This is a genomic window from Streptomyces sp. NPDC059009, assembly GCF_042740175.1.
Classification (GTDB): domain Bacteria; phylum Actinomycetota; class Actinomycetes; order Streptomycetales; family Streptomycetaceae; genus Streptomyces.
Map to the genome: position 1 here is coordinate 77,553 of NZ_JBHYJB010000022.1, position 25,516 is coordinate 103,068.

General features: G+C 72.8%; 21 protein-coding genes. 18 read left to right on the forward strand and 3 right to left on the reverse strand.

Annotated features, from left to right (window positions below; all coding sequences use genetic code 11):
- Positions 1-179 precede the first annotated feature (179 nt).
- Genes cobM through cobC form a run of 5 tightly spaced genes read left to right on the forward strand, consistent with a single transcriptional unit; the run spans position 180 to position 6,222 of the window.
- Entirely contained in the window at positions 180-1,064 is an 885-nt protein-coding gene (cobM, locus tag ACFWYM_RS22380; RefSeq protein WP_384839830.1) for a precorrin-4 C(11)-methyltransferase, read from the forward strand.
- A complete protein-coding gene (gene cbiE / locus ACFWYM_RS22385; protein WP_384839833.1) occupies positions 1,061-2,392 on the forward strand; it encodes a precorrin-6y C5,15-methyltransferase (decarboxylating) subunit CbiE in 1,332 nt (443 codons plus the stop codon). Before cobM ends, cbiE begins: the two co-directional genes overlap by 4 nt.
- On the forward strand, positions 2,389-4,179 hold the full coding sequence (gene cobJ, locus ACFWYM_RS22390; RefSeq protein ID WP_384839836.1) for a precorrin-3B C(17)-methyltransferase: 1,791 nt from the start codon (positions 2,389-2,391) through the stop codon (positions 4,177-4,179). The genes cbiE and cobJ overlap by 4 nt, the downstream gene beginning before the upstream one ends.
- Positions 4,176-5,123, forward strand: a complete 948-nt coding sequence (locus ACFWYM_RS22395) for a sirohydrochlorin chelatase (RefSeq protein WP_384839839.1) — start codon at positions 4,176-4,178, stop codon at positions 5,121-5,123. The genes cobJ and ACFWYM_RS22395 overlap by 4 nt, the downstream gene beginning before the upstream one ends.
- Positions 5,107-6,222 (forward strand): Rv2231c family pyridoxal phosphate-dependent protein CobC, encoded by a 1,116-nt coding sequence (gene cobC / locus ACFWYM_RS22400; protein ID WP_384839842.1) that lies wholly within the window; start codon positions 5,107-5,109, stop codon positions 6,220-6,222. The genes ACFWYM_RS22395 and cobC overlap by 17 nt, the downstream gene beginning before the upstream one ends.
- A gap of 47 nt (positions 6,223-6,269) precedes the next feature.
- Here cobC and ACFWYM_RS22405 read toward each other — a convergent pair whose 3' ends face one another.
- A complete protein-coding gene (locus tag ACFWYM_RS22405) occupies positions 6,270-7,202 on the reverse strand; it encodes an SCO1860 family LAETG-anchored protein (protein ID WP_384839845.1) in 933 nt (310 codons plus the stop codon).
- Positions 7,203-7,662: 460 nt separating this feature from the next.
- On the opposite strand from ACFWYM_RS22405, the gene ACFWYM_RS22410 reads away from it, so the two are divergent.
- The 9 genes from ACFWYM_RS22410 (at position 7,663) to ACFWYM_RS22450 (ending at position 19,157) form a co-directional block, all read left to right on the forward strand.
- On the forward strand, positions 7,663-7,827 hold the full coding sequence (locus ACFWYM_RS22410; protein ID WP_384839848.1) for a plantaricin C family lantibiotic: 165 nt from the start codon (positions 7,663-7,665) through the stop codon (positions 7,825-7,827).
- Positions 7,828-7,871: 44 nt separating this feature from the next.
- On the forward strand, positions 7,872-8,036 hold the full coding sequence (locus tag ACFWYM_RS22415; protein ID WP_384839851.1) for a class II lanthipeptide, LchA2/BrtA2 family: 165 nt from the start codon (positions 7,872-7,874) through the stop codon (positions 8,034-8,036).
- 141 nt (positions 8,037-8,177) lie between these two features.
- Entirely contained in the window at positions 8,178-11,213 is a 3,036-nt protein-coding gene (locus ACFWYM_RS22420; RefSeq protein ID WP_384839854.1) for a type 2 lanthipeptide synthetase LanM family protein, read from the forward strand.
- A gap of 2 nt (positions 11,214-11,215) precedes the next feature.
- Positions 11,216-13,393, forward strand: a complete 2,178-nt coding sequence (locus ACFWYM_RS22425) for a peptidase domain-containing ABC transporter (RefSeq protein WP_384839857.1) — start codon at positions 11,216-11,218, stop codon at positions 13,391-13,393.
- Positions 13,390-16,203 (forward strand): DUF4135 domain-containing protein, encoded by a 2,814-nt coding sequence (locus ACFWYM_RS22430; RefSeq protein WP_384839860.1) that lies wholly within the window; start codon positions 13,390-13,392, stop codon positions 16,201-16,203. The genes ACFWYM_RS22425 and ACFWYM_RS22430 overlap by 4 nt, the downstream gene beginning before the upstream one ends.
- 23 nt (positions 16,204-16,226) lie before the next feature.
- On the forward strand, positions 16,227-16,412 hold the full coding sequence (locus tag ACFWYM_RS22435) for a hypothetical protein (protein WP_384839863.1): 186 nt from the start codon (positions 16,227-16,229) through the stop codon (positions 16,410-16,412).
- 10 nt (positions 16,413-16,422) lie between these two features.
- Positions 16,423-17,379: an LLM class flavin-dependent oxidoreductase gene (locus ACFWYM_RS22440; RefSeq protein ID WP_384839865.1), complete on the forward strand. Its 957-nt coding sequence runs from the start codon at positions 16,423-16,425 to the stop codon at positions 17,377-17,379.
- A 51-nt stretch (positions 17,380-17,430) separates the two neighbouring features.
- A complete protein-coding gene (locus ACFWYM_RS22445; protein ID WP_384839868.1) occupies positions 17,431-18,345 on the forward strand; it encodes an ABC transporter ATP-binding protein in 915 nt (304 codons plus the stop codon).
- Between the two features lie 2 nt (positions 18,346-18,347).
- The gene (locus ACFWYM_RS22450) at positions 18,348-19,157 is read left to right on the forward strand and encodes an ABC transporter permease subunit (protein ID WP_384839870.1); all 810 of its coding nucleotides are present in this window, start codon (positions 18,348-18,350) and stop codon (positions 19,155-19,157) included.
- A 39-nt stretch (positions 19,158-19,196) separates the two neighbouring features.
- Here ACFWYM_RS22450 and ACFWYM_RS22455 read toward each other — a convergent pair whose 3' ends face one another.
- Positions 19,197-19,961, reverse strand: coding sequence for a BTAD domain-containing putative transcriptional regulator (locus ACFWYM_RS22455; protein ID WP_384839873.1), 765 nt, complete (start codon positions 19,959-19,961; stop codon positions 19,197-19,199).
- Between the two features lie 333 nt (positions 19,962-20,294).
- Positions 20,295-21,383 (reverse strand): amidohydrolase family protein, encoded by a 1,089-nt coding sequence (locus ACFWYM_RS22460; RefSeq protein WP_384839876.1) that lies wholly within the window; start codon positions 21,381-21,383, stop codon positions 20,295-20,297.
- A gap of 120 nt (positions 21,384-21,503) precedes the next feature.
- Here ACFWYM_RS22460 and ACFWYM_RS22465 point away from each other — a divergent pair, with 120 nt between their 5' ends.
- From ACFWYM_RS22465 to ectB, 4 genes are all read left to right on the forward strand, one after another.
- Positions 21,504-22,604, forward strand: a complete 1,101-nt coding sequence (locus ACFWYM_RS22465) for a pyridoxal-phosphate-dependent aminotransferase family protein (RefSeq protein ID WP_384840035.1) — start codon at positions 21,504-21,506, stop codon at positions 22,602-22,604.
- A 92-nt stretch (positions 22,605-22,696) separates the two neighbouring features.
- Complete coding sequence (locus ACFWYM_RS22470; protein ID WP_384839879.1) at positions 22,697-23,224, forward strand: DinB family protein; 528 nt, start codon at positions 22,697-22,699, stop codon at positions 23,222-23,224.
- A gap of 329 nt (positions 23,225-23,553) precedes the next feature.
- The gene (gene ectA / locus ACFWYM_RS22475) at positions 23,554-24,105 is read left to right on the forward strand and encodes a diaminobutyrate acetyltransferase (protein ID WP_384839882.1); all 552 of its coding nucleotides are present in this window, start codon (positions 23,554-23,556) and stop codon (positions 24,103-24,105) included.
- Between the two features lie 97 nt (positions 24,106-24,202).
- The gene (gene ectB / locus ACFWYM_RS22480) at positions 24,203-25,474 is read left to right on the forward strand and encodes a diaminobutyrate--2-oxoglutarate transaminase (protein ID WP_384839884.1); all 1,272 of its coding nucleotides are present in this window, start codon (positions 24,203-24,205) and stop codon (positions 25,472-25,474) included.
- Positions 25,475-25,516 lie beyond the last annotated feature (42 nt).

Genomic DNA, 25,516 nt, shown 5'->3' on the forward strand with positions numbered 1-25,516 from the left:
GTCCGTGGCCGCCGCCCCGGTCCCGGTCCCTGTCTCCGTGCCCGTGCCCGTCTCCGTCTCCGTCCCCGTACCCGTCTCCTTCCCCGTCTCCGTCCCCGGGTGCTGTCGCTGACCTCGGTCGGCGGCCCCGCCCCTTCCGCACCACTTCACTTCGTACGATCCGAGAGGACCCCCATCCCATGGCCGATGCCGCCGCAGCCGCCAGCCCCGGCAAGGTGACCTTCGTCGGCGCCGGGCCCGGCGCCGCCGATCTGCTCACCTTCCGCGCCGCGCGGGCCATCGCGGACGCCGACGTCGTCATCTGGGCGGCCAGCCTGGTGCAGGCCGAGGTCCTGGAGCACGCGCGGGACGGCGCCGAGATCCTCGACTCGGCGGCGATGTCCCTCGAAGACGTCGTCGCCGTGTACGAGCGGGCCGCCCGTGACGGGCTGAAGGTCGCCCGGATCCACTCCGGCGACCCCGCCCTGTGGGGCGGCACGCAGGAGCAGCTCGACCGGTGCGCGGCGCTCGGCGTGGCCACGGAGATCGTGCCGGGCGTCTCGTCGTTCTCGGCGGTCGCCGCGATCGCCGGGCGTGAGCTGACGATCCCCGAGGTCGCGCAGTCCGTGATCCTCACCCGGCTCGGCGGCGGCAAGACGCCGATGCCACCCGGCGAGGAGGTGCGCGAGTTCGCCCGGCACGGCACGACGATGGCGCTGTTCCTGTCGGCGGCGCGCAGCGGCCAGCTGGTGCGGGAGCTCCTGGAGGGCGGCTATCCGACATCGACGCCGGTCGTCGTCGCGTACCAGGCGACCTGGCCCGAGGAGCTCGTCCTCACCTGCACCATCGGGACCCTCGAAGAGACGGTCAAGGAGCACCGGCTCTGGAAGCACACGCTGTTCCTCGTCGGCCCGGCGCTCGCCGCGCACGGCACCCGCTCGCACCTCTACCACCCGGGGCACTTCCACGGCTTCCGGCGGGCCGACCCGGCGGCGCGGGCCGCGCTGCGCGCCGAGCGTGCGGAGGGCACCGGGCCCGCGGGCGCGGAGCGCGCCGGGCACGGGAGTCCGGAGGCCGAGGCGTGATCGTCGTCGTCGGTACGGGGACGGGGGCGCCGCTGGACGCGGCGGCCCGCGAAGCCGTGCGCGCGGCGGGGCTCGTGGCCGGGGCCCGGCGCCATCTCGACGCGGCCGCGGACGAGGTGCCGCCGGACGCCGAGCGCGTGGTGATGGGTCCGCTCGCGCCCGCGCTCGACGCCATCGAGCGACACGTCGAGAAGGCAGCGAAGCGGGACTCCGCGACGGAGGCGTTCCTGTCCGGCTCCGCCGCCCGCGCGAGCGCGGCCGGTGTCGTCGTCCTCGCCTCCGGGGACCCCGGGTTCTTCGGGATCGTGCGGGCGCTCGCGGAGCGGTTCGGGCCCGCGGCGCTCGACGTGCGGCCCGGTGTCTCGTCCGTGGCCACCGCCTTCGCGCGGATCGGGCTGCCGTGGGACGACGCCGTCGTGGTGAGCGCGCACGGCCGGGACGTCCGCACCGCCCTGCACGCCTGCCGCGCCCACCCGAAGGTCGCCGTCCTGACCGGCCCCGGCGCCGGCCCCGCCGAGCTCGGCGCCGAACTGGCGCGCCGCACCGGCACCCGCACCCTCGTCGTCGCCACCGCCCTCGGCGACCCCGAGCACGAGCGGATCGAACGGGTCTCCCCCGCCGAGGCCGCCGCCCGCGACTGGGGCGCCGCCGTGAGCGTCGTGCTCTGCCTCGACGAGGACCGTGCCCTCGCGCCGGTGCGGGCCTTCACGGGGGTGGGCCCAGGACCCGCCCAATGGGCCCTGGACGAGAGCGAGTTCGCGCACCGCGACTCGATGATCACCAAGTTCGAGGTGCGGGCGCTCGCCCTGGCCCGGCTCGGCCCGCGCCTGGGCGACCTGGTGTGGGACATCGGCTCGGGCTCCGGCTCGGTCGCCGTGGAGTGCGCGCGGTTCGGGGCGGCCGTCGTCGCGGTGGAGAAGACCGCGTCCGGCTGCGAGCAGATCCGCGCCAACGCGGCCGCGCACGGCGTCGACGTGCGCGTCGTGCACGGCGCCGCGCCCACGATCCTGTCCGACTTCTCCGACCCGGACGCGGTCTTCATCGGCGGCGGTGGGCGCGAGCTGCCCGCCATCGTGACGTCCTGCGCGCGGCGGGCGCGGCGCGCGGTGGTGGTGGCGATGGCCGCACTGGACCGGGTGCCGGTGGTGCGGGACACGCTCGTCGCGGCGGGCTACGCGTGCGACGGCGTGCTGCTGCAGTCGTCGCGGCTCGCGCCGCTGCCGGGCGAGGTGTCGCGGCTCGCGGCCACGAACCCGGTGTTCCTGCTGTGGGGCGTCCGCCCCGCGGCTTCTTCCACACGTACCTTCGGTGAAGGGGTAGTTCAGTGATCGGCCTGATCTCCGCGACGAGTTCCGGCGGAGGCGCCTGCAGCCGTCTCGCCTCGGCCTGGCCGGGGCGCACCCGGGTGTACGAGGGGCCCGTGCGGGACGCCTTTGAGCGGGCCTTCGCGGAGTGCGAGCAGGTGGTGGCGTTCCTCGCGACGGGGGCGGTGGTGCGGCTCGTGGCGCCGCTGCTCTCGGACAAGCGGACCGACCCCGGTGTCGTCTGCGTCGACGAGGCGGGGCGGTTCGCGGTGTCCCTGGTGGGTGGGCACGCCGGGGGTGCGAACGCGCTCGCGCGCGACGTGGCGGACGTCCTCGGGGCCGAGCCCGTCATCACCACGGCCACGGATGCGGTGGGGCTGCCGGGTCTCGATACGTTGGGCGTTCCCTTCGAGGGTGACGTCGCGGGGGTCAGCCGGGCCCTCCTGGACGGCGAAGACGTTGCCCTCCACGCCGAGTTGAGCTGGCCTTTCCCTGCCCTTCCCGCTCATGTACCGCGCTCTACCGGTGGGGCTGTGCCCAGCATCCGCGTGAGCGACCGGCTCGTCGCCCCTGCCGAGTGCGAGGTCGTCCTTCGGCCTCCCTCCCTCGTCGTGGGCGTCGGCGCCAGCAAGGGAGCCGCCCTCTCTGAAGTCCTCGGGCTCGTGCGGGAGTCGCTGCGTGAGGGTGGGCTCTCGGAGCTGTGTGTGCGGGAGTTGGCGACCGTCGACGCCAAGGCGGACGAGGCCGGGATCGTGGGGGCCGCGGCGGCCCTCGGGGTGCCGCTGGTGACCTACGGCGCCGAGGAGTTGGCGGGCGTCGAGGTCCCGCACCCCTCCGCCGCGCCGCTCGCCGCCGTCGGGACGCCCTCCGTCGCGGAGGCCGCCGCCCTGGTGGGCGGGGGCGAACTCCTCGTACCGAAGCGGAAGTCGGCGCCCGAGGGGCGGGCCGCGATGGCGACCTGTGCCGTCGTGCGGCGCCCGGCGCGGGGGCGGCTCGCGGTCGTCGGGCTCGGGCCCGGGGCGCGCGATCTGCTCACGCCGCGCGCCCGCGAGGAGCTGCGCCGCGCCTCGGTCCTGGTGGGCCTCGACCAGTACGTGGACCAGATCCGGGACCTGCTCAGGCCCGGTACGCGGATCATCGAGTCGGGGCTCGGCGCCGAGGAGGAGCGGGCCCGTACGGCCGTCGCCGAGGCGCAGCGCGGGCAGGCCGTGGCGCTGATCGGGTCGGGGGACGCGGGCGTGTACGCGATGGCGTCGCCCGCGCTCGCCGAGGCCGGGGGCGACATCGACGTGGTGGGTGTGCCGGGGGTGACCGCGGCGCTCGCCGCGGCGGCCGTGCTCGGGGCGCCGCTCGGCCACGACCACGTCTCCATCAGCCTGTCCGACCTGCACACGCCGTGGGAGGTCATCGAGCGGCGGGTGCGCGCGGCCGCCGCGGCCGACCTCGTCGTCACCTTCTACAACCCGCGCAGCCGGGGCCGTGACTGGCAGCTCCCGAAGGCCCTGGCGATCCTCGGGGAGCACCGCGAGCCGTCGACGCCCGTGGGGGTCGTACGCAATGCCTCGCGGCCCGACGAGTCCGCGCGCCACACGACGCTCGGCGGGCTCGACCCGGCGAGCGTCGACATGATGACCGTCGTGACCGTGGGCAACACGGCGACGCGTGCCGTCGCCGGCCGCATGGTGACGCCTCGCGGCTACCGCTGGCAGGCCGATTCAGCCGCCGATTCAGCCGCCGGGACAGCTGCCGGGACGGCTGCCGAGACCGCCACAGAGAACCAGAACACCTCACGCTCCAAGGAGTCCCAGTGACCACGCCCCCCGCCCTGCTCATCGCCGGACACGGCACCCGCGACGAGGCGGGGGCCGCCGCCTTCCGGGACTTCGTGGCCGAACTGGCCCGCCGCCGCCCCGAGATCCCCGTCGCGGGCGGCTTCATCGAGCTGTCGCCGCCGCCGCTCGGGGAGGCCGTCACGGAGCTCGTGGAGCGCGGCGTCACGCGCTTCGCCGCGGTCCCGCTGATGCTCGTGTCCGCCGGGCACGCCAAGGGCGACATCCCCGCGGCGCTGACCCGCGAGAAGGAGCGCCACCCCGGGATCTCGTACTCCTACGGGCGTCCGCTCGGCCCGCACCCGAAGCTCCTGAACGTCCTGGAGCGGCGCCTTGACGAGGCGCTGGGCGGCGCGGCGCGCTCGCCCGAGGACCGCGCCGACGTCACGGTCCTGCTGGTGGGGCGCGGTTCGACGGACCCGGACGCCAACGCCGAGGTGCACAAGGCGGCGCGGCTGCTGTGGGAGGGGCGCGGCTACGCGGGTGTGGAGACGGCGTTCGTGTCGCTCGCGGCGCCGGACGTGCCGTCGGGCCTGGACCGCTGCGTGCGGCTCGGCGCGCGCCGCGTCGTCGTCCTGCCGTACTTCCTGTTCACCGGGATCCTGCCGGACCGGGTGCGGCAGCAGACGGAGGGCTGGGCGGCCGCGCACCCCGACGTGGAGGTTCACTCCGCCGATGTGATCGGACCGGAGGAGGAGCTCCTTGACCTGGTCATGGAGCGGTACGAGGAGGCGGTCAAGGGCGATCTGCGGATGAACTGCGACTCGTGCGTGTACCGCATCGCGCTGCCGGGCTTCGAGGACAAGGTGGGCCTGCCCCAGCAGCCGCACTTCCACCCGGACGACGACGGACACCACCACGGGGGCCACGGGGACCACGGTCACCACCACGGGCACAGCCACGGAAGCCATGCGCACTCCCACTGAGGCGGCCGGGCTCGCGGAGGCGGCCGGGCCCTCGGAGGCCGCCGCGTCCGTGGATCTGCGCCACCACGGCGACGCGGAGATGCGGGACGGCGACGGTGCCCGCTCCGGCCTCACGGACCTGGCGGTGAACGTCCGCGCGGACACGCCGCCGGGCTGGCTGAAGGAGCGCATCGCGGCGTCCCTCGACGGCCTGGCCGCCTACCCGGACGGCCGCGCGGCACGTGCGGCGGTGGCGGCCCGGCATCAACTCCCGCCGGAGCACGTCCTGTTGACGGCGGGCGCGGCGGAGGCGTTCATCCTGCTCGCGCGCGCCCTGAAGGTGCGCGCGCCCGTGGTGGTGCACCCGCAGTTCACGGAGCCGGAGGCGGCGCTGCGGGACGCCGGGCACGCGGTGCGCCGGGTGCTCCTCGCCCCCGGGGACGGCTTCCGGCTGTCCCCGGACGCGGTCCCCGAGGACGCGGACCTGGTCGTCATCGGCAACCCGACCAACCCCACCTCGGTCCTGCACCCGGCGGAGTCGATCGCTCAACTGGCGCGCCCCGGGCGGACGTTGGTCGTGGACGAGGCGTTCATGGACGCGGTGCCGGGCGAGCGTGAGGCGCTCGCGGGCCGCACGGACGTGCCCGGCCTCGTGGTGCTGCGCAGCCTCACCAAGACGTGGGGCCTCGCGGGCCTGCGGATCGGCTATGTTCTCGCCGCTCCGGAGACCGTCGCGGACCTGGAGCGGGCCCAGCCCCTGTGGCCGGTCTCCACGCCCGCCCTGGTGGCCGCCGAGACCTGTGTGTCGCCGCGCGCCCTCGCCGAGGCGGGCCACGCGGCGCACCGCATCGCCGCGGACCGGGCCCATCTGGTCGCCGGTCTGCGCGAGTTGGCCGCCGCGGGGGTCCGGGTGACCGGTCCCGCGGCGGCGCCCTTCGTCCTCGTACGGGCTCCGCAGGCGGCCCGCCTCCGGGAGGAGCTGCGGGAGCGGGGGTTCGCGGTGCGGCGCGGCGACACCTTTCCCGGACTCGGGGAGGAGTGGCTCCGGGTCGCGGTGCGGGACCGGTCGACGAGCGACCGGTTCCTGGCGGAGCTGCGTGCGGCGCTCGGCCGCCAGTAGGCCCGACCGCTCTGGTGGTGGCCCGTCCCGCTGAGCCCCGCTGAGCCTCAGGCCCGGTTGCGCGCCCGGCGTGACACGGCCACCGCGGCGCCGCCCGTCACGAGCAGGAGCGCGGCGCCCCCGGCGAGGTAGGGCGTGCGGGAGTCGCCGCCGGTCTCCGCGAGGTTCTCGCGGGGCTCGGCGGCCTTCGCGGCGACGGGCTCGGCCGCCTTGCCCTGCGCCTTGGGGCCCTCGTCCTCCGGCTCGGGCTCGGGCTTGGGCTCGGGCGCCGTCTCAGGCGGGGCCGTGCAGGTGGCGCCCGCCAGGGTGACGGTGCCCTCGACCTCGGCGACGTTGAGCTTCAACGGGTTGACGGACACCTCGAGTTCGAGCGCGGCGGCCGCGGCCGTACGGGATGTCGTGCTCGTCCTCGACAGGTCGAGGCGGACCTCGCCGACGCCCGGCACCTCGACCTGGGTGGTGCCGCCCGCCGACAGCGTGACCCGCTTGCCGAGGACGGTGACGGAGCCGAGCAGGTTCGACTCGGCGACGGGCCGCCTGCCCGCCGCGCACACGGCCTTCGAGGTGACCTGGTCGACCTCGATGAGTGAGAGCAGCGGCAGCCCCGGCACGTGCACCTTGGCGTGCGCGACGTTGCTGTACCCCTCCGCCCGGCCCTTCTCGGCGGTGGCGCGGGCGGTGGCCACGTCGGCGCGGAGCACACTGAAGGGGCGGCCGTGGTCGACGCCCTCCAACTCGGCGGTGAGCGCGGTCTTCTGGGCGCTCGCGGGGGCGTGGACCTCGTTCAGAGCGAGGGTGAGCGGGGCGTTCACCGTCTTGTTGAGCAGGGAGACGTCGAGCCCGGTGCGCAGGACGACGGCGCTCGCCCTGCCCTTGCCCTCGCCGTGATCGCCGGTGGCCTGTGCCGGGCCCGCGGCGACGAGGGCGAGGGCTGCGGCGGCGGCCGCCGCGAGGACGGTGGTGCGGCTGTTGCTGTTCAAGGTGGTGGGACCCCCACGAGAGAAACGGAGTCGGCGCCGGGCGCGCGACGTTCCGCATGGGGGACATGGGACATGACGTGCACGCGCCGATCACCGACATCGACGAGGGAATCTTTACGCACTGAGAGTGAACGGGCGAGCACCTGTGGTGAGTTCACTCCAACGGGAGGTTTCCGCTTTCCCATTCGAATCTGGCGGCACGGCTGTTCCCTGGAGTCACCCGAGTTGCGGAGTGACGCGCATCCGCCTGCCGACGGGGCGCGTGGAGCGGCCATCTCCAACGAGCCACAGCACCCGGGCGTCACGCCTCGTCAACCCCGCATGCCGCGCCTATGCGCGAGCTGTGCGCCGCCCGCTCGCTCCCGATATCCCGGCTGAACATGTGTCGCCCAGGATGAATTCCGGGTCGCCGACGTGCGGATGAGCCGGCGGCTTTTGGATTCGAACCTAAGGAGACCTTGTGTACAAGGGCGACATCGAGCTGCTGGAAGAGATCCAGGAGCAGGACTTCGACGGCATCGCCTACGGCGCTTGCACCACGAACACCTTCTCGCTGTCCAACAAGCTGGGCAACAACGGCGGTTGGTGCACGCTCACCAAGGAATGCCAGCCCAACTGCAACTGATTCCGGCAGCACGCCGACAGCGGAACCCGAACAAGGAGCACCTCATGCAGGACAAGAAGAACGACGTGCTGGGCGGCTACGACGAGGCCGAGCTCATCGAGCTGAGCGAGGCCGACACGCACGGCGGCACCGGCCCGTGGTGCATCGCCACGGTCACCCTGGCCAGCGCGGCCCTGTGCCCGACCACCAAGTGCAGCAGCAAGTGCTGAAGCCCGCTTCGTCCTTCGGGATAGGCGGATAGCACGGCGGAGGCGGAACGGGAGCAGCACCACCGGTTCCCGTTCCGCCTTTCGCTGTCCCGACCCTCGACTCTCGATTCTCGACTTCGCGCACTACGGAGCAGCAAGAACGTGACAACTCCCCTTCAGTACTACCCCGAGTTCGACAGTGCCGAGGTCGAAGAGACCATCACGCCCCTCAAGGAATTCGACGCGGAGACGCTGGCCGTCCTCGACGACCCGGCCGCCGCACGGCTCGGCGCACAGCTCGACGCGCAGCTCGACGCACGGCTCGGCGCGTGGCTCGACGCCCCCGAGGACTACCCGTTCCAGCGCGTCATCCGGAGCGTCGCCGCCGCCGTCGCGGACACGCGTCCGCTCGACGGCTTCGACGGTCTCCTCGCCGACCCGCAGGACGCCCTGATCCAGCTGCTCGGCCGCGCCGAGACCCGCCTGCGGGACGTGTACACCCGCCCGCTGGTCGCCGCGGTCAACCACGCGCGCGAGCAGGGCCTGCTCCAGGGCGCCACCCCAAAGGAGCGCTACGCCTCCTTCGTCGACGGCGCCCGCCGTACGTCCTTCGAGGCGTTCAGCGGCCTGTCCTTCCCGGTCCTGCGGGACGTCACCCGCGTCGTGCTGCGCAATGAGGCCGCGGCCGCCCGGGAGCTGTGCGCCCGCCTGGTGGCCGACCGCCCGGCGATCGCCGCCGCGTTCGGCATCGACGCCCACGACCGGCTGGTCTCCCTCGGCCGCTCGGAGGGGGACACACACCACCACGGCCGCAGCGTGTCGGTCCTGGTCTTCGCGTCCGGCAAGCGCCTCGTGCACAAGCCGCGCGACGTGTCCTGCGAGGCCGTCTACGTGACGCTCGCCGAGGAGCTCAACTCCCGCCTGGGGACCGGGCTCGTCAGTGCGACGGTGCTGCGGCGCGAGGGCTACGGGTACGTGGAGTTCATCGAGGCCGAGGACGTCTCGGACCGGCCGGCGGAGTTCATGCGCGCCAGCGGTGAGCTCGCCGCCGTGCTGTATCTGCTCAACGCGCGGGACATGCACTTCGAGAACATCCTGCCCACCCGCCGCGGCCCGCTCCCGATCGACCTGGAGACGATCCTGCACCCGGAGCGGATCCACACCGGACCGACCCCACAGGCCCCCGGCAACGCGTACGCGACGATCGGGCAGTCGATCTACGGCATCGGCATCCTGCCCCTCGTCATGGCCGGGAAGGACCCGGGCTCCGGCCATGTCGACCTGGGCTTCCTCGGCGACCAGGGCAGCGGCGCCTCGCCGTTCAAGTCGATGCAGTTCGTCCGGCCGTTCACGGACGAGATCGGCCTGGCCTTCCGGGCCGCGGCCGCCGAGCGCCGCCAGACCGTCGCGGGCTCCCTCTCCCGGGACGAGACGTACGAGCTCGGCCGGCACATGGCCGACGGCTTCTCGCGGGTCTTCCGTGCCGTCATGGCGGACCGGGAGAGCTGGACGGACCTGCTGCGCCGGGTCGCCGGGGACGTCCGGGTGCGGTACGTGCACAACCCCACCGCCCTGTACGCGCAGACGCTGCGGATGACGGCGGGGCCGAGCGCCCTCGACTCCCCCGCCCCGTATCTGGCGCTCCTGAAGCGCATCGCGATCGCCAGCAAGACCTCCGACCGGCAGCTCGTCCGCTCCGAGATGCGCCAGCTCGCCGGGCGCGACGTCCCGTACTTCACCGTCGCCGCGACCGGCACCGCCCTGACCGACGGCTCCGGCGCCGAGGTCGGCGCGCACTTCGCGCAGTCGCCCCTCGACCTCGCCCTCGACAAGGCCGCGCGCCTGAGCGAGTTCGGGCTCGGCGAGCAACTCCGGCTGCTGCACTCGGCGTTCGCGTCCCGCTTCCCCGACAACCACCTCATCGCCGACGCGCACCCGGCACCCGCGCCGGGCGGCCGTCCGCCGCGCGACGGCGCGCACACGCCGCTCTCCCTCGTCACCGAGCTGTGCGACCGGATGGTCGCGACGTCGCTGCCCGACACGTTCGCGCACCTGCCCCGGACCTGGATCGGCCCGCTCGCCTCCGCCGACGCGGGCCGCCCCTGGCCGCCCGGCGTCCTCGGCTACGACCTGTACACCGGCCGCACCGGCCCGGCCCTGGCGCTCGCCGCGGCCGGACGCCTCCTCGACCACGGCGCCTACCGCGAACTGGCCGCGCAGATCTTCTCGACCACCGCCGACATCCTGGCGAGCCGCCGGTACGAGACGCGCAGCATCCACCAGGCCGGGTACGGCGGTTACACGGGGATGGCGGGCATCCTCTTCGCCCTGTCGGCGGCGGGCCGCCTCCTCGACGAGCCCGACTGGACCCGGGCCGCCCAGGACGCGGTGCCGCTCGTCCTCGACCAGCTCCGCGCCCAGCCGCCGGGGCGGGTGCCGCTGGACGTCATCGGGGGCGTCGCGGGCGTGCTCGGCTGTGTCCAGGCCATCGGCGGGCCGCACGCCGAGACCGCGGTCCCCGAACTGGTCGCGCTGCTCGGGGAGTTCCTGCGCTCCGACTCCCCGGACGCGGGCGGCGAGGCGGCCCGGTCCGTCCTGACCCAGTCCGGCTTCGCCCACGGCGTCAGCGGCATCGTGCACACCCTGAGCCAAGTCCTGCCCCACCTGCCCGCCGACCGGCGGGACGACGCCGAGAAGACCCTGGCCTCGCTCGCGGGCCAACTGCACGGGTTCTACGACCCCGACGCGCGCAACTGGTCCTCCAGCCTCTCGGCACCGGGCACCTTCTCGACCGGCTGGTGCCACGGGGCCGCGGGCATCGCCCTGGCCCTGTCCTCGTACGCCTCCGTGACCGGCGACGCCTCGGTGGCCCGCCTGCGGGACCAGGCCGTGGCGCGCACCCTGGAATCCGGCTTCGGCCGCAACCTCACCTGGTGCCACGGGGACCTGGGCAACCACGACATCCTCAGCTCGCTCGCCGGGCCCGACGGCGACGCCCTGCGCGCCGAGATCGCGGCGGTCGAGGAGCGGTGGCTGCGCCCCGACGTGTTCGCCCGCAAGACCTCCGACGCCCGCAGCCGGTACGCCCACACCAACAGCCTCATGGTGGGCTCCGCCGGGATCGTGCTGCACCTGGTCAACCGCCTGGACCCGGCCCACCGGGTGTCCCCGCTGACCCTCACCGTGCGGGGGGACTGACCATGGCCCGCCAGGTACCCACCGTCACCCAGGTCACCCAGACCGAGTGCGGGCTCTGCTCGTGCGTCGCGGTCCTGCGCTACCACGGGCGCGCCGAGAGCCTCTCCAGCGCCCGCGACGCCATGGACGCGGGCCGCGACGGGCTGTCCGCGAACCAGCTCGCGCAGTACCTGTCCGCGCGCGGCATGGACGTCAAGCCGTACCGCGTGAGGGACATCTCCGCGCTGGAGAAGTTCACCTCCCCGGTGATCCTGTACTGGGAGGACTACCACTTCCTCGTCCTGGAGAAGTTCGACGGCCGCACCGCGGTCGTCATGGACCCCGCCGTGGGACGCCGCCGCATCGGCCGGGCGGAGCTCGAAGACGGCTTCAGTGACATCGTCATCGCCCCCGAGCCGGGCCCCGGCTTCGAGAAGACCCGGGCGAAGCCGTTCAGCGAGTGGCGCGGCATCCCTCTCTTCGCCGAGGGGGCCAAGAAGCGCATCGCCCTCGTGGCGCTCCTGTCGCTCAGCGGGTACGCCGCGGTCCTCGGCATCCCGATGCTCACCGAGTGGGCCGTGGACCGGGCCGGGCGGTGGCAGGGGCTCGACGACCTCTCCCTGGTCATCGCGCTGGTCCTGGCCGTGGCCGTCGGCTACTTCGCGATCCACCTGGTGCGGATCCTCGTCCTGTCGTCGCTGGTCGCCGTGCTCGGCAAACACCTGATGACGCACACCTTCGCCAAGCTGCTCTCGCTGCCCTACCGGTTCTTCACCACGCGACAACCCGGCGAGCTGCTGTTCCGGCTCAACAGCGTCAACGCGATCCGGGACCTGCTCTCCTCGCGGGTCGCCCAGGGCGTCCTCGACGTGGGCACCCTCGTCTGCGTCACCGTCTATCTGTTCGTCACCGAGTGGCGGCTCGGGCTGATCGCGCTCGTGCTGTTCCTGCTCAACGCCGCCTATCTGGCCAAGACCCGGGTGCGCGTCCGCGAGGCCGTCGACGCCGAGATCGCGCACCTGTCCAAGAGCCAGTCCACGCAGCTCGACGCGATCGTGTCGATCCCGACCATCAAGATGGGCGGCTACGCCGACGAGTTCGTCGCGGGCTGGCGCGAGACGTACGACCAGTCGCTTGACGCCATGAAGCAGCGGATGCGCCTGCAACAGGGCCGCATCTCCGGCGTGACGACCACGACGCAGATGTTCGGGCCGATCGTGCTGCTCCTGGCGAGCCTGTACTTCGTCGGCCAGGGCCAGATATCCCTGGGCGCCGCGATCGCCGTCCAGGCGGTGTCCGCCACGTACTTCGCGCTCGCGACGTCGGTGTTCCAGACGTACACGGAGTTCGCGGAGGCGTCCCGCTACGTGGCCCGCCTCAACGACATCACCGCGGCCCCGGCGGAGTCGCCCGGCGGGGAGCGCACCGAACTCCCGGACACCTCCGTCACGTTGGCGGACGTCAGCTTCCGCTACACCGCGCACAGCGCCCTCGTGGTGCGGAACGTGTCCCTTCAGATCGAGCCGGGCGCCAAGGTCGCCTTCGTCGGCGCGTCCGGCTCCGGCAAGAGCACCCTCGGCCGGATCGTCTGCGGCCTGTACGAACCCACCAGTGGGAGCGTGCGGTTCGGCGGCGTCGACATGGCCGAGTACGACAAGAACGCGCTGCGCCGCGCCATCGGCTACATCCCGCAGGAGGTGCACCTGCACAACCGCACCATCCTGGAGAACCTGACCCTCGGCCAGGACATCCCGGAGGAGCGGGTGCGGGAGTACTGCGCGAGCGTCGGCATCCTCGACTTCCTCGACGACCTGCCCATGGGCCTGAAGACCCTGGTGTCCGAGATGGGCGCCAACTTCTCCGGCGGGCAGCGCCAGCGCCTCGCGATCGTACGGGCCCTGCTCCAGCGCCCCAGGATCCTGCTGATGGACGAGGCGACCGCGTCCCTGGACACCGTCAACGAACGGCGCGTCACCCGGATCATCCAGGACATCGGCGCGACCCAGGTGGTGATCGCCCACCGGCTGGCGACGATCAAGTCGGCGGACCACATCTATGTGTTCGACGGCGGGCGCGTCGTCGAACACGGCACGCACGAGGCGCTGTTGGCCGGCGGTTCGGTCTACGCCGACCTCTACGCAGACAGCGCGGACCGCGCAGACACGACCACGGATGTCCTCGTCGGAGGCGAGCCAGCATGACCGAGCCCCACGTTTCGGCCGAGCCCCATGTCTCGGTCCCGGCCTTCCTGCCGTTCTATCTGAGCCTGATCCCGCGCGAGACGGTCGCCGAGCGGCTGCGCGACGCCGTCGCCGGGGCGTCCGCTCCGGAGTACGGGGACGCGCTGCTCGACCAGGTGTGGCACGAGCTCGTCGGCGCCGTCGAGTTCCACTCGTTCCGGATGCTGATCGGCGAGTTCCACGCCTTCCGGGAGCGGCGCGGGCTGCCGATGACGACGGAGAGCGACCAGGCCCTCAAGGAGTACGGCGGGCGCCTCGCCGACCCCGCGTACAGCCATGAGCTCATGGACCGGTACACGGTGCTGCAGCAGCGCCTCGACCGGGTCCTGAGCAACTCCCTCGACGCGTTCACCGACGTGTTCACCGCCTACGCCGAGGACCGGGCCGTGCTGCGCGACGCCGGGCTCCTCGCCGCCGACGACGCGCCCCTGACCCGGCTCTTCGCCACCGGCGCCGATCTGCACAACGACAACCGGCAGGTCGTCGGCGTCGAGGTCGCGGGCGGCGGCAAGGTCGTCTTCAAGCCGCGCGCCCTGGTCTCCGACGCCTTCGTCCGCGATCTGTACACGGCGGCCGACCAGCACCTCACGTACTCGCTGCGGGAGTGCGCCCCGGCCTCCGTCACCATCGGCGGGCACGGCTGGCAGAGTTACGTCACCCCGCGGCCGATGACGGGGGCGGACCAGGTCGCCCGCTACTTCTACCGGTTCGGCGCCCTGTGCGCGCTGTTCGGCGCCATCGGCGCCTCGGACCTGCACGACGAGAACCTCCTCGCCGCGGGCGAGAACCCGTGCGTGATCGACACCGAGACCATGGTCCGGCCCAACGCCGGGGTGGACAACGACTCGCTGCCGCACGTGCTGATCAACCAGCTGAAGCTGTCCGTGGTCTCCACGATGCTCGTCCCGATGGCCAACCCCAACTCCCCCATCGACCTGGTCATGGCGGGCGTCGGCATCGACGGCGACCAGACGTCGAAGATGAAGCGGCCGGTCATCCACGACAGCACCACCGACGGCGTCCGCGTCCGCTGGGAGCAGGTCACCCACCGCCAGACGGACAACGTGCCCCGGCTCGGCGAGCGGCCGCTGTCGCCCGTCGACCACTTCGGCGACATCCTCTCCGGCTACCGGGACGCGCTCCGGGCCGTGCGCGGCGACGGGATCGGCAAGGTCCTGGACGCGTACCCCGACATGCCGGTGCGCTGCCTGATCCGCTCGACGATGGTCTACACCCGGTTCCTGGACGCCGCCACACACCCGGACTACCTCCGCGAGATCGAGGAGGCCGAGCGGGTCTTCGGGCTCCTCGGCACCTACCCGGACTACCTGAGCCCCGAGGCCGCCGCCTACGTGGGCGAGCAGGAGCGCGCGGCGCTGCACACCGGGAACGTCCCGTACTTCGTCGCGCGCGGCGGCTCCACCGAACTGGCCACCCCCGGGACGCACTTCCCTCAGGTCCACACGACCTCGGCGCTCGACTTCGCCCGCGCGGGCGTCGCGCTCGGCGGCCGCCGCAGCGACCTCTTCCACCACTTCCTGATGGAGGAGTGCTTCAACGAGGTGACCGCGGACCACCCGACCGGCCTGTCCGCGCACAGCGTGTTCGCGCCGACGCTCGACGGGGCCGGGCCGCGCGCCTGGTGGCCGGGCATCGCCCGCACCATCGACGCCGTGAGCGTCGCCCACGACGGGCCGAGGGGGCCGGAGACGGGCTGGGTCTGCGGCATCGGCCCGGACCGGAACGCGCCCACGGTGACGCCCGGCAACTTCATCTCGTTCCACGACGCGGGCGGCATCGTCACGTTCCTGGAGAACGCGGCCCGCCACGACGCGGCGTTCACCGAGGTGGCGCGGAGCGCGGCCCGCGGCTTCGACACGCTCCTCGCCGAGTACGGCGACGTGCTCGCGGACGCGCCGGAGAGCGTGTTCACCGGGGCCGCCTCCACGCTGCTCGCCCGGCCGGGGCAGGTGGACCCGGCGTGGCTGGAGCGGACGCTCGACACGATCGACGCGCGGGCGGCGGCCGGGACGCTGGACAGCGATCTGGCGACGGGGCCCGCGGGCATCCTGATGGTCCTGCTGTCGCGCCTGGAGGCAGGCGAGCAGCCCCTGGTCGACGAGCGGCGGCTGACGGCCCTGCGCGACCTCACGCTCGCGCACGCCCAGGCGCCCAAGGCGAAGCCCTGGTTCGACGTGGCCCACGGCGAACTCGGCATGCGGTGGGCCGCCGCCCGCGTCGGCCGGGTCCTCGGGGACACCGCCCTGGCGCAGGAGTCGGCCGAGTGGCTGCTGCGGCGCCTCGTCGACGGCGACCGCTCCCCCGCGTCCGGCTGGTGCAACGGCGCGGCGGGACTGCTCCTCGCCACGGCGGAGATCCTCACATCGGCCGGGCGCCGGGACCGGCTGTCCGGGGCCCGCCTTGCGGAGCTGGTGGACGGGGCGACGCGGCTGCCCGCCGAGGGCCCGGTGGACCTGTCGGTCTGCCACGGCACCAGCGGCGTCGTGCAGTCCCTGATCGCCACGGGCCGCAGCCTCGAGGACGCCTCCCTCCTGGAGCGGGCGGAGATCTACCAGGAGCGGGTGCTCGCGGCGGCGCGCGACCGCGGCTTCCACACCGGCGTCGCGGGCCGCACCTCGCTCCTCGGCTATCTGCTCGGCTGGTCGGGCGTCGGCGACACGGACCTCATGCTGCGGGCCGCCCGCTCCGGCCGGACCACCGACGGGCCGGCCGTCCCGGTGGCCCTCATCAGCGGCCGGCCCGCCAACTGACGTACAGAGAAAAGGAGTTACCCATGAAGAACCAGAACGGCCAAAAGAACGGCCGGAAGAACAGCATGAGCACCGGCTTCCCGCTGCTCATCGGCGTCGTGATCGCGGCCGTCTGCACCACCCAGGAGAACTGGGGCGGCGCGGGCTTCGCCGTCGTCGTGGGCGGCGCGGTCTCGCTCTGGATGCTGCGGTCGTCCCGCCGCAAGTAAGGGCCGGTCCGTGCACTACTCGATCCTTCTCCCCTTCGGACCGACCCGCCCCGAGCAGGTCGTGCCGTTCGCCAACCTCGTGAAGTGGGCCGGGGCCGAGCGCCTCTGGCAGGGCCAGGGCATGGTCCTGGAGTCCCACCATGTGATCAGCCATCTGGCGGGCCTCGGCATCCGGGTGCCCGCGGGCTTCGGCGTCTCGCTGATGCCGTTCCGCTCGCCGTACCAGGCGGCGGTCGAGGCCCGGTCGGTGGCGCTCGCCACCGGGCACCCGGTCGTCGCGGGCTTCGGCCCCGGCTCCCTGTCGATCCAGGAAGGCGTGCTCGGCAAGCCGTACGCGAGCCCGCTGCGCGCCTCCCGCGAGTACATCCGGATCGTGCGCGGTCTGCTGAACGGCGACACCGTCGACGTCCGGGGCGACTACCACTCCGTCTCCGGGAACCTGATCAAGTCCCTCGCCCCGCCGGTGTCCGTGGGCCTCGGCGTGCTGCGGGAGCGGATGGCGGCCCTGGCCGGCGAGGTCGCGGACGTGGCCATCACCTGGATGGGCAACGCCCCGTACGTCGGCACCACCCTCATGCCCGCCCTGCGCGGCGCGGACCGCGCCCTGGACGAGCCGGTCAGGGTCACCGCCATCGTGCCCGTCGCCCTGTCGGGGCCCGACCGCGACGTCACGGCCCTCGCGGCGGCCGCCTGCGGCTCCCACATCCAACTCCCGCACTACCAGGACACGTTGCGCAGGGCCGGGATCACCGTGACGGGCGAGTCCGGGCCCGAGGACGCCGGGCGCCTCGTCGACGGCGGCGTGTTCCTCTACGGCACTCCGGAGGAGATCCACCAACGCCTGGACGAGTACCGGCAGTTCGGCGTGGACGAGGTCGTCCTCAACGCCACCGGGGTCGGCCAGGTCCACGGTCCGCAGGCCGCGGCGCGCGACCTGCTGAAGCTGCTGCGCACGGCACCGGCGTAACCCCGTATCCCGTAACCCCTGTATCCCCCCACCACCGAGAAGTGACAGGCAATGATCGACGTACAACACCTGACCCAGCGCTATGGAGCGACGCTCGCCGTCGACGGACTGACCTTCCGCGTCGAACCAGGGCGCGTCACCGGCTTCCTCGGCCCCAACGGCGCCGGCAAGTCCACCACGATGCGCGCCATGATCGGCCTGGAGCGCCCGGCGTCCGGCCGGGTGCTCATCGACGGCAGGCCGTACGCCGCGATCCCGCAGCCGCTGCGCACGGTCGGCGCGCTCCTGGAGGCCAAGGCCCTGCACGGCGGGCGCACCGCGCACGGGCACCTGCTCGGGCTTGCCCGCAGCAACGGCATCCCCGCGGCGCGCGTGGGCGAGGTCCTCGACATCGTGGGCCTCGCGGACGTGGCCCGCAAGCGGGCGAAGGGGCTCTCGCTGGGCATGGCGCAGCGCCTGGGCGTGGCCGCCGCACTGCTCGGCGACCCCCGGGTGCTGCTCCTGGACGAGCCGGTCAACGGGCTCGACCCCGAAGGCATCCTGTGGATACGGGAGTTGATGAAGAACCTGGCGGCGGAGGGCCGCACGGTCTTCGTCTCCAGCCATCTGATGAGCGAGATGGCGCTGACCGCGGACCACCTCGTCGTGATCGGCCGGGGCCGCCTCCTCGCGGACACCTCCGTCGAGGAGTTCATCGCCCGCCACTCCCGCTCGTACATCCTCGTCCGCACCCCGGAGCCCGAGCGCATGCGGGACGTGCTGACCGCCGACGGGATCCGGTTCGCGGACGGGCCCGAGGGCGTCATCGAGGCGGAGGGCACCACCTTGGAGACGGTGGGGGCGCTCGCCTCCCGCAACCAGGTGACCGTCTACGAGATCAGTCCCCAAGTGGCCTCCCTGGAAGAGGCGTTCATGCGGCTGACGGCCGACGCCGTCGACTACCGGGCAAAGCAGGAGGTGCGCTGACGATGGCGGCAGATGTGACGACGACGGCAGCGGGTTCGTCGGCGACGGACCTCCGCGCGGCCATGGCCTTCGAGTGGATCAAGCTCCGGACGCTGCGGTCCACCGTGTGGAACCTCGGCCTCTTCCTGGTGGTGAGCGTGGCCGTGGCCGTGCTCACGGGCTCCGTCATGCGCGGTGCGTACGACGACATGGGTGCGGAGTCGAAGGCCGACTTCGACGCGGTCGCCACCGGCTTCGGCGGGCTGCGGCTCGGTCTGATCGCCCTCGTGGTCTTCGGTGTGCTGACCGTGACCAGCGAGTACGCCTCGGGCACCATCAACAGCTCGCTCACCGCGGTGCCCCGGCGCGGCGTGTTCTATGCGGCGAAGGTGCTCACCGGCACCGCGACGGCGTTCGTGGCGTCCGTCGTCGTGGTCGCGGCCGGCTTCTTCGCCACGCAGCTCGCTCTGGGCGGGGCGCTGGCCGCGTCGGTCTCCGACGCGGGGGCGGTGCGCGCGCTGGTCGGGGCGGTGCTCTACACGACGCTGCTCTGCGCGTTCTCGATCGGCCTCGCGGCGGTGCTGCGCAGCTCCGCGCTCACCATGGGGCTGCTGGTTCCGCTGTTCTTCATGGTGTCGACGATCCTCAACAGCCTGCCGGGCGTACGGAAGTTCGCCCAGTTCCTGCCGGACGTGGCGGGCAGCCTGATCCTGTCGAGTCGGCCTCCGGAGGACACGGTGCTGACCGCGTGGACCGGCATGGCCGTCCTGGCCGCGTGGACGGCGCTCGCACTGGCGCTGGGGTACGTGGCGCTGCGCCGCCGGAACTCCTGACGCGCACAGCGTCCTGGTACGAGGCCGGTGCCGTCCCCGCTACACGAAGTCGGGGGCGGTGCCCTCGGCGGTCGAGGCGCGGGCGGCGACGAGCCGGAACGCCGCGTCGCAGTCCCAGGTGAGCGCCGCGGCCCGCATGGCCGCCACCTGGGGCGGCAGGTCGAGACCCAGGTCCTCGGCGAAGAGCTGCTGGCAGCGCTTGACCGCGTTCAGGGCGCCGACGACGTCGCCGCGGATGCAGTGCACCGCGGCCAGCAGCGCCCAGAGCTTCTGCCGGTAGGGCTCCTCGGCGATGACGGTCTCGATCCGGTAGCCGAGCAGCTCGGTCCGGCCGGCGAGGATGCAGGCGGTGAACAGGTCCTGACAGGCGTCGAAGCGGGCGTTGTTGAGGCCGACCGTATGGGCGCTGAACCAGCGCGTCGGCGGCAGGTCCTGTCCGAAGGGGCCCCGCCACAGGGCCACGGCTTCCTCGAGGGTGTCGACGGCGGCGTCGGCCCGGCCGTCGAGGAGCAGGGCGCGGCCGTGCCGGGTGGCCCGCGTGAACCGGGCCAGGTCGGATTCGTCCGGGGTGACGTCGAGTCCGTAGCCGCTCTGGCCGCCGCGGTAGGTCTTGAGGCGGCCGCTGAGCCCGGGAGCGGCCTCGTCCAAGTCGCGCCGCAGTCCGGTCACATGGCTGCGGATGTTCGCCGTGGCGGAGCAGGGCGGCTCGTCCCAGAGCAGTTCGGCCAGCTCTCCCACGGCTATGGACTGGCCCGGTCTGAGCAGAAAGGCGGTGAGGATCGCGCGCCGGACGGGCGAGCTCATTTCAGCGCTCCCCCGCATCCGGAGCGGGCCAAGAATCCTGAAAAGCATGTCCCCGATGCCTCTTCTCTCATCAAGTCGAAGGGAGCAGAGCGGCACTTCTCAGCACGCCGTCGGACCGACCCCGCGCCCCGGCCGCGCGTACGGCGTGAACGGGCGCGAGGTACTTTCCGTAACCCCTGCAGAACGGGCGATTTCGACACCCGCCAGCATGGATCAGCCACCCCCCTTGGCACGGGCTTTACCGTGTCATGGGAGGCGGATCTCGTCAATCTCCGCGAAAACCCCCAAAGGCAGCGTTCGGTGAACTCCCGCCGGAAACAGTCGAGTTCGCCTTCATCCCACCACCCGTCCGTTCAGCACCACCCGCCGCGGCGCCGCGAGCACGCCGACGTCCTGTCGGGGGTCCGCCCCGTACACCACCAGGTCCGCCGCGGCCCCCTCGTCGAGCCCGGGCCGCCCCAGCCACTCCCGCGCCCCCCACGTCGTCGCCGACAGGGCGTCCCGCACCGGGATCCCCGCCCGCACCAGCTCGGCGACCTCCCCGGCCACGAGCCCGTGCGCCAGCGAGCCCCCGGCGTCCGTGCCCGCGTAGATCGGCACCCCGGCGTCGTACGCCGCCCGCACCGTGTCGTAGCGGCGCTCGTACAAGTCCCGCATGTGCGCGGACCACTGGGGGAACTTCGCCTCGCCGCCCGCCGCCAGGTCCGGGAACGTGGCGATGTTGACCAGGGTCGGGACGATCGCCACGCCCTTCTCCGCGAAGAGCGGGATGGTGTCCTCGGTCAGGCCCGTCGCGTGCTCGATGCAGTCGATGCCCGCCTCGACCAGGTCGCGCAGCGAGTCCTCCGCGAAGCAGTGCGCCGTGACCCGGGCCCCGAGCCGGTGCGCCTCCGCGATCGCCGCCTCCACCGCGCCGCGCGGCCAGCACGCCGTGAGGTCGCCGGCCTCGCGGTCGATCCAGTCGCCGACGAGCTTGACCCAGCCGTCGCCGCGGCGGGCCTCCTGGGCGACGTACGCGACGAGGTCGTCGGGCTCGATCTCGTGGGCGTAGTTGCGGATGTAGCGGCGGGTGCGCGCGATGTGCCGGCCGGCCCGGATGATCTTCGGGAGGTCCTCGCGGTCGTCGATCCAGCGGGTGTCGGAGGGCGAACCGGCGTCGCGGATCAGCAGGGTGCCCGCCTCGCGGTCGGTGAGCGCCTGCTTCTCTGCGGTCTCGGCGTCCACGGGTCCGTGCGTGTCGAGCCCGACGTGGCAGTGCGCGTCGACGAGGCCCGGCAGCGCCCAGCCCTCGACGGTCGTCACGTCGCCCGCGGCGGGGCGGTCGTAGGTGACCCGCCCCCCGACCACCCACAGCTCGTCCCGTACGTCCTCGGGCCCGACCAGCACCCGCCCCTTCACGTGCAGCACCGCGTGATCGCTCATGTACGGAAGCTTAGGAGGCTGCGGTTACGCTCGAAGCGGCAGCCCGAGCGCACCGACAGCGGCCTGGCTGCACCAACAGACGAACCATGAAGTGAGATGACGCGACCCGTGAGCAGCAGCGTGACGCACCCCTTCCTCGACCTGGCCCCCCTCAGCGCCGCCCACTTCGCCGCCGTCGAGGACCGGGTCGCCCGCCTCCTCGGCACCGAGCAGGACGTCGTGATCATGCAGGGCGAGGCGCTGCTGCCCCTGGAGGGCTGCATCAAGGGGGCCGCGGGTCCGGGGACGACCGCGCTCAACGTCATCACCGGCCCGTACGGGCAGACCTTCGGCAACTGGCTGCGGGACTGCGGCGCGACGGTCATCGACCTGTCCGTGCCGTTCCACACGGCCGTCACCGCCGAGCAGGTGCGGGCCGCCTTCGCCGCGCACCCGGAGATCGACTTCGTCTCGCTCGTGCACGCCGAGGCCGCCACCGGCAACACCAACCCGGTCGCGGAGATCGGCGCGGTCGTACGGGAGCACGGCGCGCTGTTCATGCTGGACGCCGTCGCCTCGGTGGCCGCCGAGCCGCTGCTGCCGGACGCGTGGGGCGTCGACCTGTGCGTGATCGGCGCGCAGAAGGCCATGGGCGGTCCCGCGGGCGTCTCCGCGGTGTCGGTGAGCGAGCGGGCCTGGCAGCGGATCGCCGCCAACCCGAAGGCGCCGCGCCGCTCCTACCTCTCCCTCCTGGACTGGAAGGAGCGCTGGGTCGACGGTGGCCGCAAGGCGCTCCTGCACGCCCCGGCGCAGCTGGAGATGCTCGCCCTGGAGGCGTGCGTGGAGCGCATCGAGAACGAGGGGCTCGACGCGGTGATGGCCCGGCACGCCACGGCGGCGGCCGCCACGCGCGCGGGCGCGCTCGCGCTCGGCGGGGGACTTGAGCCGTACGTCCACGAGGCGGTGGACGCGGCGCCGGTGGCCACGACGCTGCGCGTCCCGGCCGGGGTCGACGCCTCCCAGCTGGTGGCGAAGGCCCTCGCCGCCGATCCGGTGCTGCCCCTGGTCGCGGGCGGGGGCTCGCTCGCCCAGGAGATGATCCGGGTGAACCACTACGGGCCCGACGCGACCCGTGGCGTCGTGCACGCCTCGCTCGCCGCCCTGGGCGCGGCGCTCGGCGAGGCGGGGCTGACGGTCGACCTGGAGGCGGCGCGGCGCGCGGTGACGGACGCCTGGAAGTAGCCGCACCCGCGCCGCACCCCAGTCGCACCCGCGTCGCACTCGTGTGCGCAATTCGGCGGCGGCGTCCGGCCGTTCATGACAGCGTGGTCGTCATGACGACCATGCCGGACGACGACCGCGTCATTCCCCCGCTGACCGCCGACGAGCCGACCATGCTGATGTCCTGGCTCGACTTCCACCGCGAGACGCTCGCCCTGAAGTGCGCGGGCCTGGACGACGAGCAGCTGCGGCGGCGGGCGGCCGCGCCGTCGGCCCTGACGCTGCTCGGTCTGGTGCAGCACATGGCGGGGGTCGAACGGAACTGGTTCCAGACGGTGCTCGCGGGCCGGGACGTGCCGTGGGTGTACGAGGGCGACCAGTACGGGTTCACGCTCGACCCCGGGCGCTCGCTGGACGACGCGCTGGCGGTCTGGCGGCGGGAAGTGGCCACGGCGCGGGAGATCTGCGCGAGGCGCTCGCTGGACGACACCGGGCGGTTCACCGAGCAGGACGCGGCGATGGTCGGCGGCCGGGACGTGAGCCTGCGCTGGATCCTGGTGCACCTCATCGAGGAGTACGCCCGCCACAACGGCCATGCGGATCTGCTGCGCGAGGCCATCGACGGAACCACCGGGCCCTGAATTACCGCGCCGCAAGCATCACTTTTACGCCGCATTCATGAATTCTTTATGAGCACAGCTTCCCGTATTCTTCTGCCCGCTTTCCCGGGGTCTAAACACTAAGATTTCGGCAACGCCAAACGCCGTAATTCGGTCACGCTTCGAGGAGGTTTCACTTCTGTGACGCACTCCACAGCGCGCCCCTTTTGTCGCGTATGACCGGTGCAAATCACCGCATTTCTCCTGGCGTTCCTGCGGGCGCGCGCCCCCGCGTGATAACACATCGAGGCTTCGTACGTAACCCCTTCCCCCGATGCAATCCCAGGAATTGCTCGGTAAATTCAATCCGCATGACCGCTGCACAAGCCGATCTACCGACCGACCTGCAAGCGAATTACCGAGAAATGCCCGAGGGGCTGCGCCTCAGCACTCCCGACGTCGCCGACGGCGCCGCGATCTGGCGGATCGCCCGCGACTCGAAGGTGCTCGACCTCAACTCCTCCTACAGCTATCTGCTCTGGTGCCGGGACTTCGCGGCCACCTCCGTGGTGGCCCGGGACGCCGAGGGCGAGGTGGCGGGCTTCATCACCGGCTACATCCGGCCCGACCGCCCCCGCACCCTGATGGTCTGGCAGGTGGCCGTCGACCACGCGCACCGCGGCAAGGGACTCGCCGCCGCGCTCCTCGACGGGCTGACCGCGAAGGTGGCGGGCGACCGCGAGATCGACTCCCTGGAGACGACCATCTCGCCCGACAACACCGCGTCCGAGGCCCTCTTCACCTCGTACGCGCGACGGCACGGCGCATCGGTCGCGCGCACGGTCCTGTTCGACGCGGGCCTGTTCCCCGACGACGGGCACGAGCCCGAGGTGCTCTACCTCATCGAGCCGCTCCCGCGCTGAGCGGCGGCAGGCACTCCCCCCACAGCTCCACCCGCGCTTCACCGGACACCCCCACCCCCCACTCCCCCGCACTTCTTCATCTCCCAGGAGATTCGCTGTGACCATCACCCAGCCCGACCTGAGCGTCTTCGAGACCCTGGAGTCGGAGGTGCGCAGCTACTGCCGCGGTTGGCCTACGGTCTTCGACCGCGCGCAGGGCAGCCGCATGTTCGACGAGGACGGCCACGAGTACCTCGACTTCTTCGCCGGGGCCGGTTCGCTCAACTACGGCCACAACAACCCCGTCCTGAAACGCGCCCTGATCGACTACATCGAGCGCGACGGCGTCACCCACGGCCTCGACATGTCGACGACCGCCAAGCGCGCCTTCCTTGAGACCTTCCAGAACGTCATCCTGCGGCCGCGCGACCTGCCCTACAAGGTCATGTTCCCGGGCCCGACGGGCACCAACGCCGTGGAGTCGGCGCTGAAGCTGGCCCGCAAGGTCAAGGGCCGCGAGTCGATCGTCTCGTTCACCAACGCCTTCCACGGCATGTCGCTCGGCTCGCTCGCCGTGACCGGCAACGCCTTCAAGCGGGCCGGCGCGGGCATCCCCCTCGTCCACGGCACGCCGATGCCGTTCGACAACTACCTCGACGGCCAGACCCCCGACTTCATCTGGTTCGAGCGCCTCCTGGAGGACTCCGGCTCGGGCCTGAACACCCCGGCGGCCGTGATCGTCGAGACGGTGCAGGGCGAGGGCGGCATCAACGTGGCCCGCGCCGAGTGGCTGCGCAAGCTCGCCGACGTCTGTGAGCGCTGGGACATGCTGCTCATCGTCGACGACATCCAGATGGGCTGCGGCCGCACCGGCGCCTTCTTCTCCTTCGAGGAGGCGGGCATCACGCCGGACATCGTGACCGTGTCGAAGTCCATCAGCGGCTACGGACTGCCCATGTCCCTCTGCCTGTTCAAGCCGGAGCTGGACGTCTGGGAGCCGGGCGAGCACAACGGCACGTTCCGCGGCAACAACCCCGCGTTCGTGACGGCCGCCGCCGCCCTGGAGACGTACTGGACCGACGGCGCCGCCATGGAGAAGCAGACCCTGGCCCGCGGCCAGCAGATCGAGGAGACCCTCAGCGCGCTGCGCGCCGAGTACCCCGACGACACCGTCGAGTACCGCGGCCGCGGCCTGGTCTGGGGCATCGAGTTCCGCGACAAGGAGCGGGCCGGCAAGGTCGCCAAGCGCGCCTTCGAGCTCGGTCTGCTCATCGAGACCTCCGGCCCCGAGAGCGAGGTCGTCAAGCTGCTCCCGGCGCTGACGATCACGCCCGAGGAGCTGGACGAGGGGCTGCGGACGCTGGCGCGCGCCGTGCGCGAGACCGCTTGACGGCCGCCGCCCCGCACCGTACGACTAGCAGCAAGAAAGCAG

Coding starts and splice junctions, on each gene's coding strand:
- cobM (WP_384839830.1), top strand. CDS start 180: ATGGCCGATGCCGCCGCAGCCGCCAGCCCCGGCAAGGTGACCTTCGTC.
- cobC (WP_384839842.1), top strand. CDS start 5,107: ATGCGCACTCCCACTGAGGCGGCCGGGCTCGCGGAGGCGGCCGGGCCC.
- ACFWYM_RS22415 (WP_384839851.1), top strand. CDS start 7,872: ATGCAGGACAAGAAGAACGACGTGCTGGGCGGCTACGACGAGGCCGAG.
- ACFWYM_RS22425 (WP_384839857.1), top strand. CDS start 11,216: ATGGCCCGCCAGGTACCCACCGTCACCCAGGTCACCCAGACCGAGTGC.
- ACFWYM_RS22430 (WP_384839860.1), top strand. CDS start 13,390: ATGACCGAGCCCCACGTTTCGGCCGAGCCCCATGTCTCGGTCCCGGCC.
- ACFWYM_RS22435 (WP_384839863.1), top strand. CDS start 16,227: ATGAAGAACCAGAACGGCCAAAAGAACGGCCGGAAGAACAGCATGAGC.
- ACFWYM_RS22445 (WP_384839868.1), top strand. CDS start 17,431: ATGATCGACGTACAACACCTGACCCAGCGCTATGGAGCGACGCTCGCC.
- ACFWYM_RS22450 (WP_384839870.1), top strand. CDS start 18,348: ATGGCGGCAGATGTGACGACGACGGCAGCGGGTTCGTCGGCGACGGAC.
- ACFWYM_RS22455 (WP_384839873.1), bottom strand. CDS start 19,961: ATGAGCTCGCCCGTCCGGCGCGCGATCCTCACCGCCTTTCTGCTCAGA.
- ACFWYM_RS22460 (WP_384839876.1), bottom strand. CDS start 21,383: ATGAGCGATCACGCGGTGCTGCACGTGAAGGGGCGGGTGCTGGTCGGG.
- ACFWYM_RS22470 (WP_384839879.1), top strand. CDS start 22,697: ATGACGACCATGCCGGACGACGACCGCGTCATTCCCCCGCTGACCGCC.
- ectA (WP_384839882.1), top strand. CDS start 23,554: ATGACCGCTGCACAAGCCGATCTACCGACCGACCTGCAAGCGAATTAC.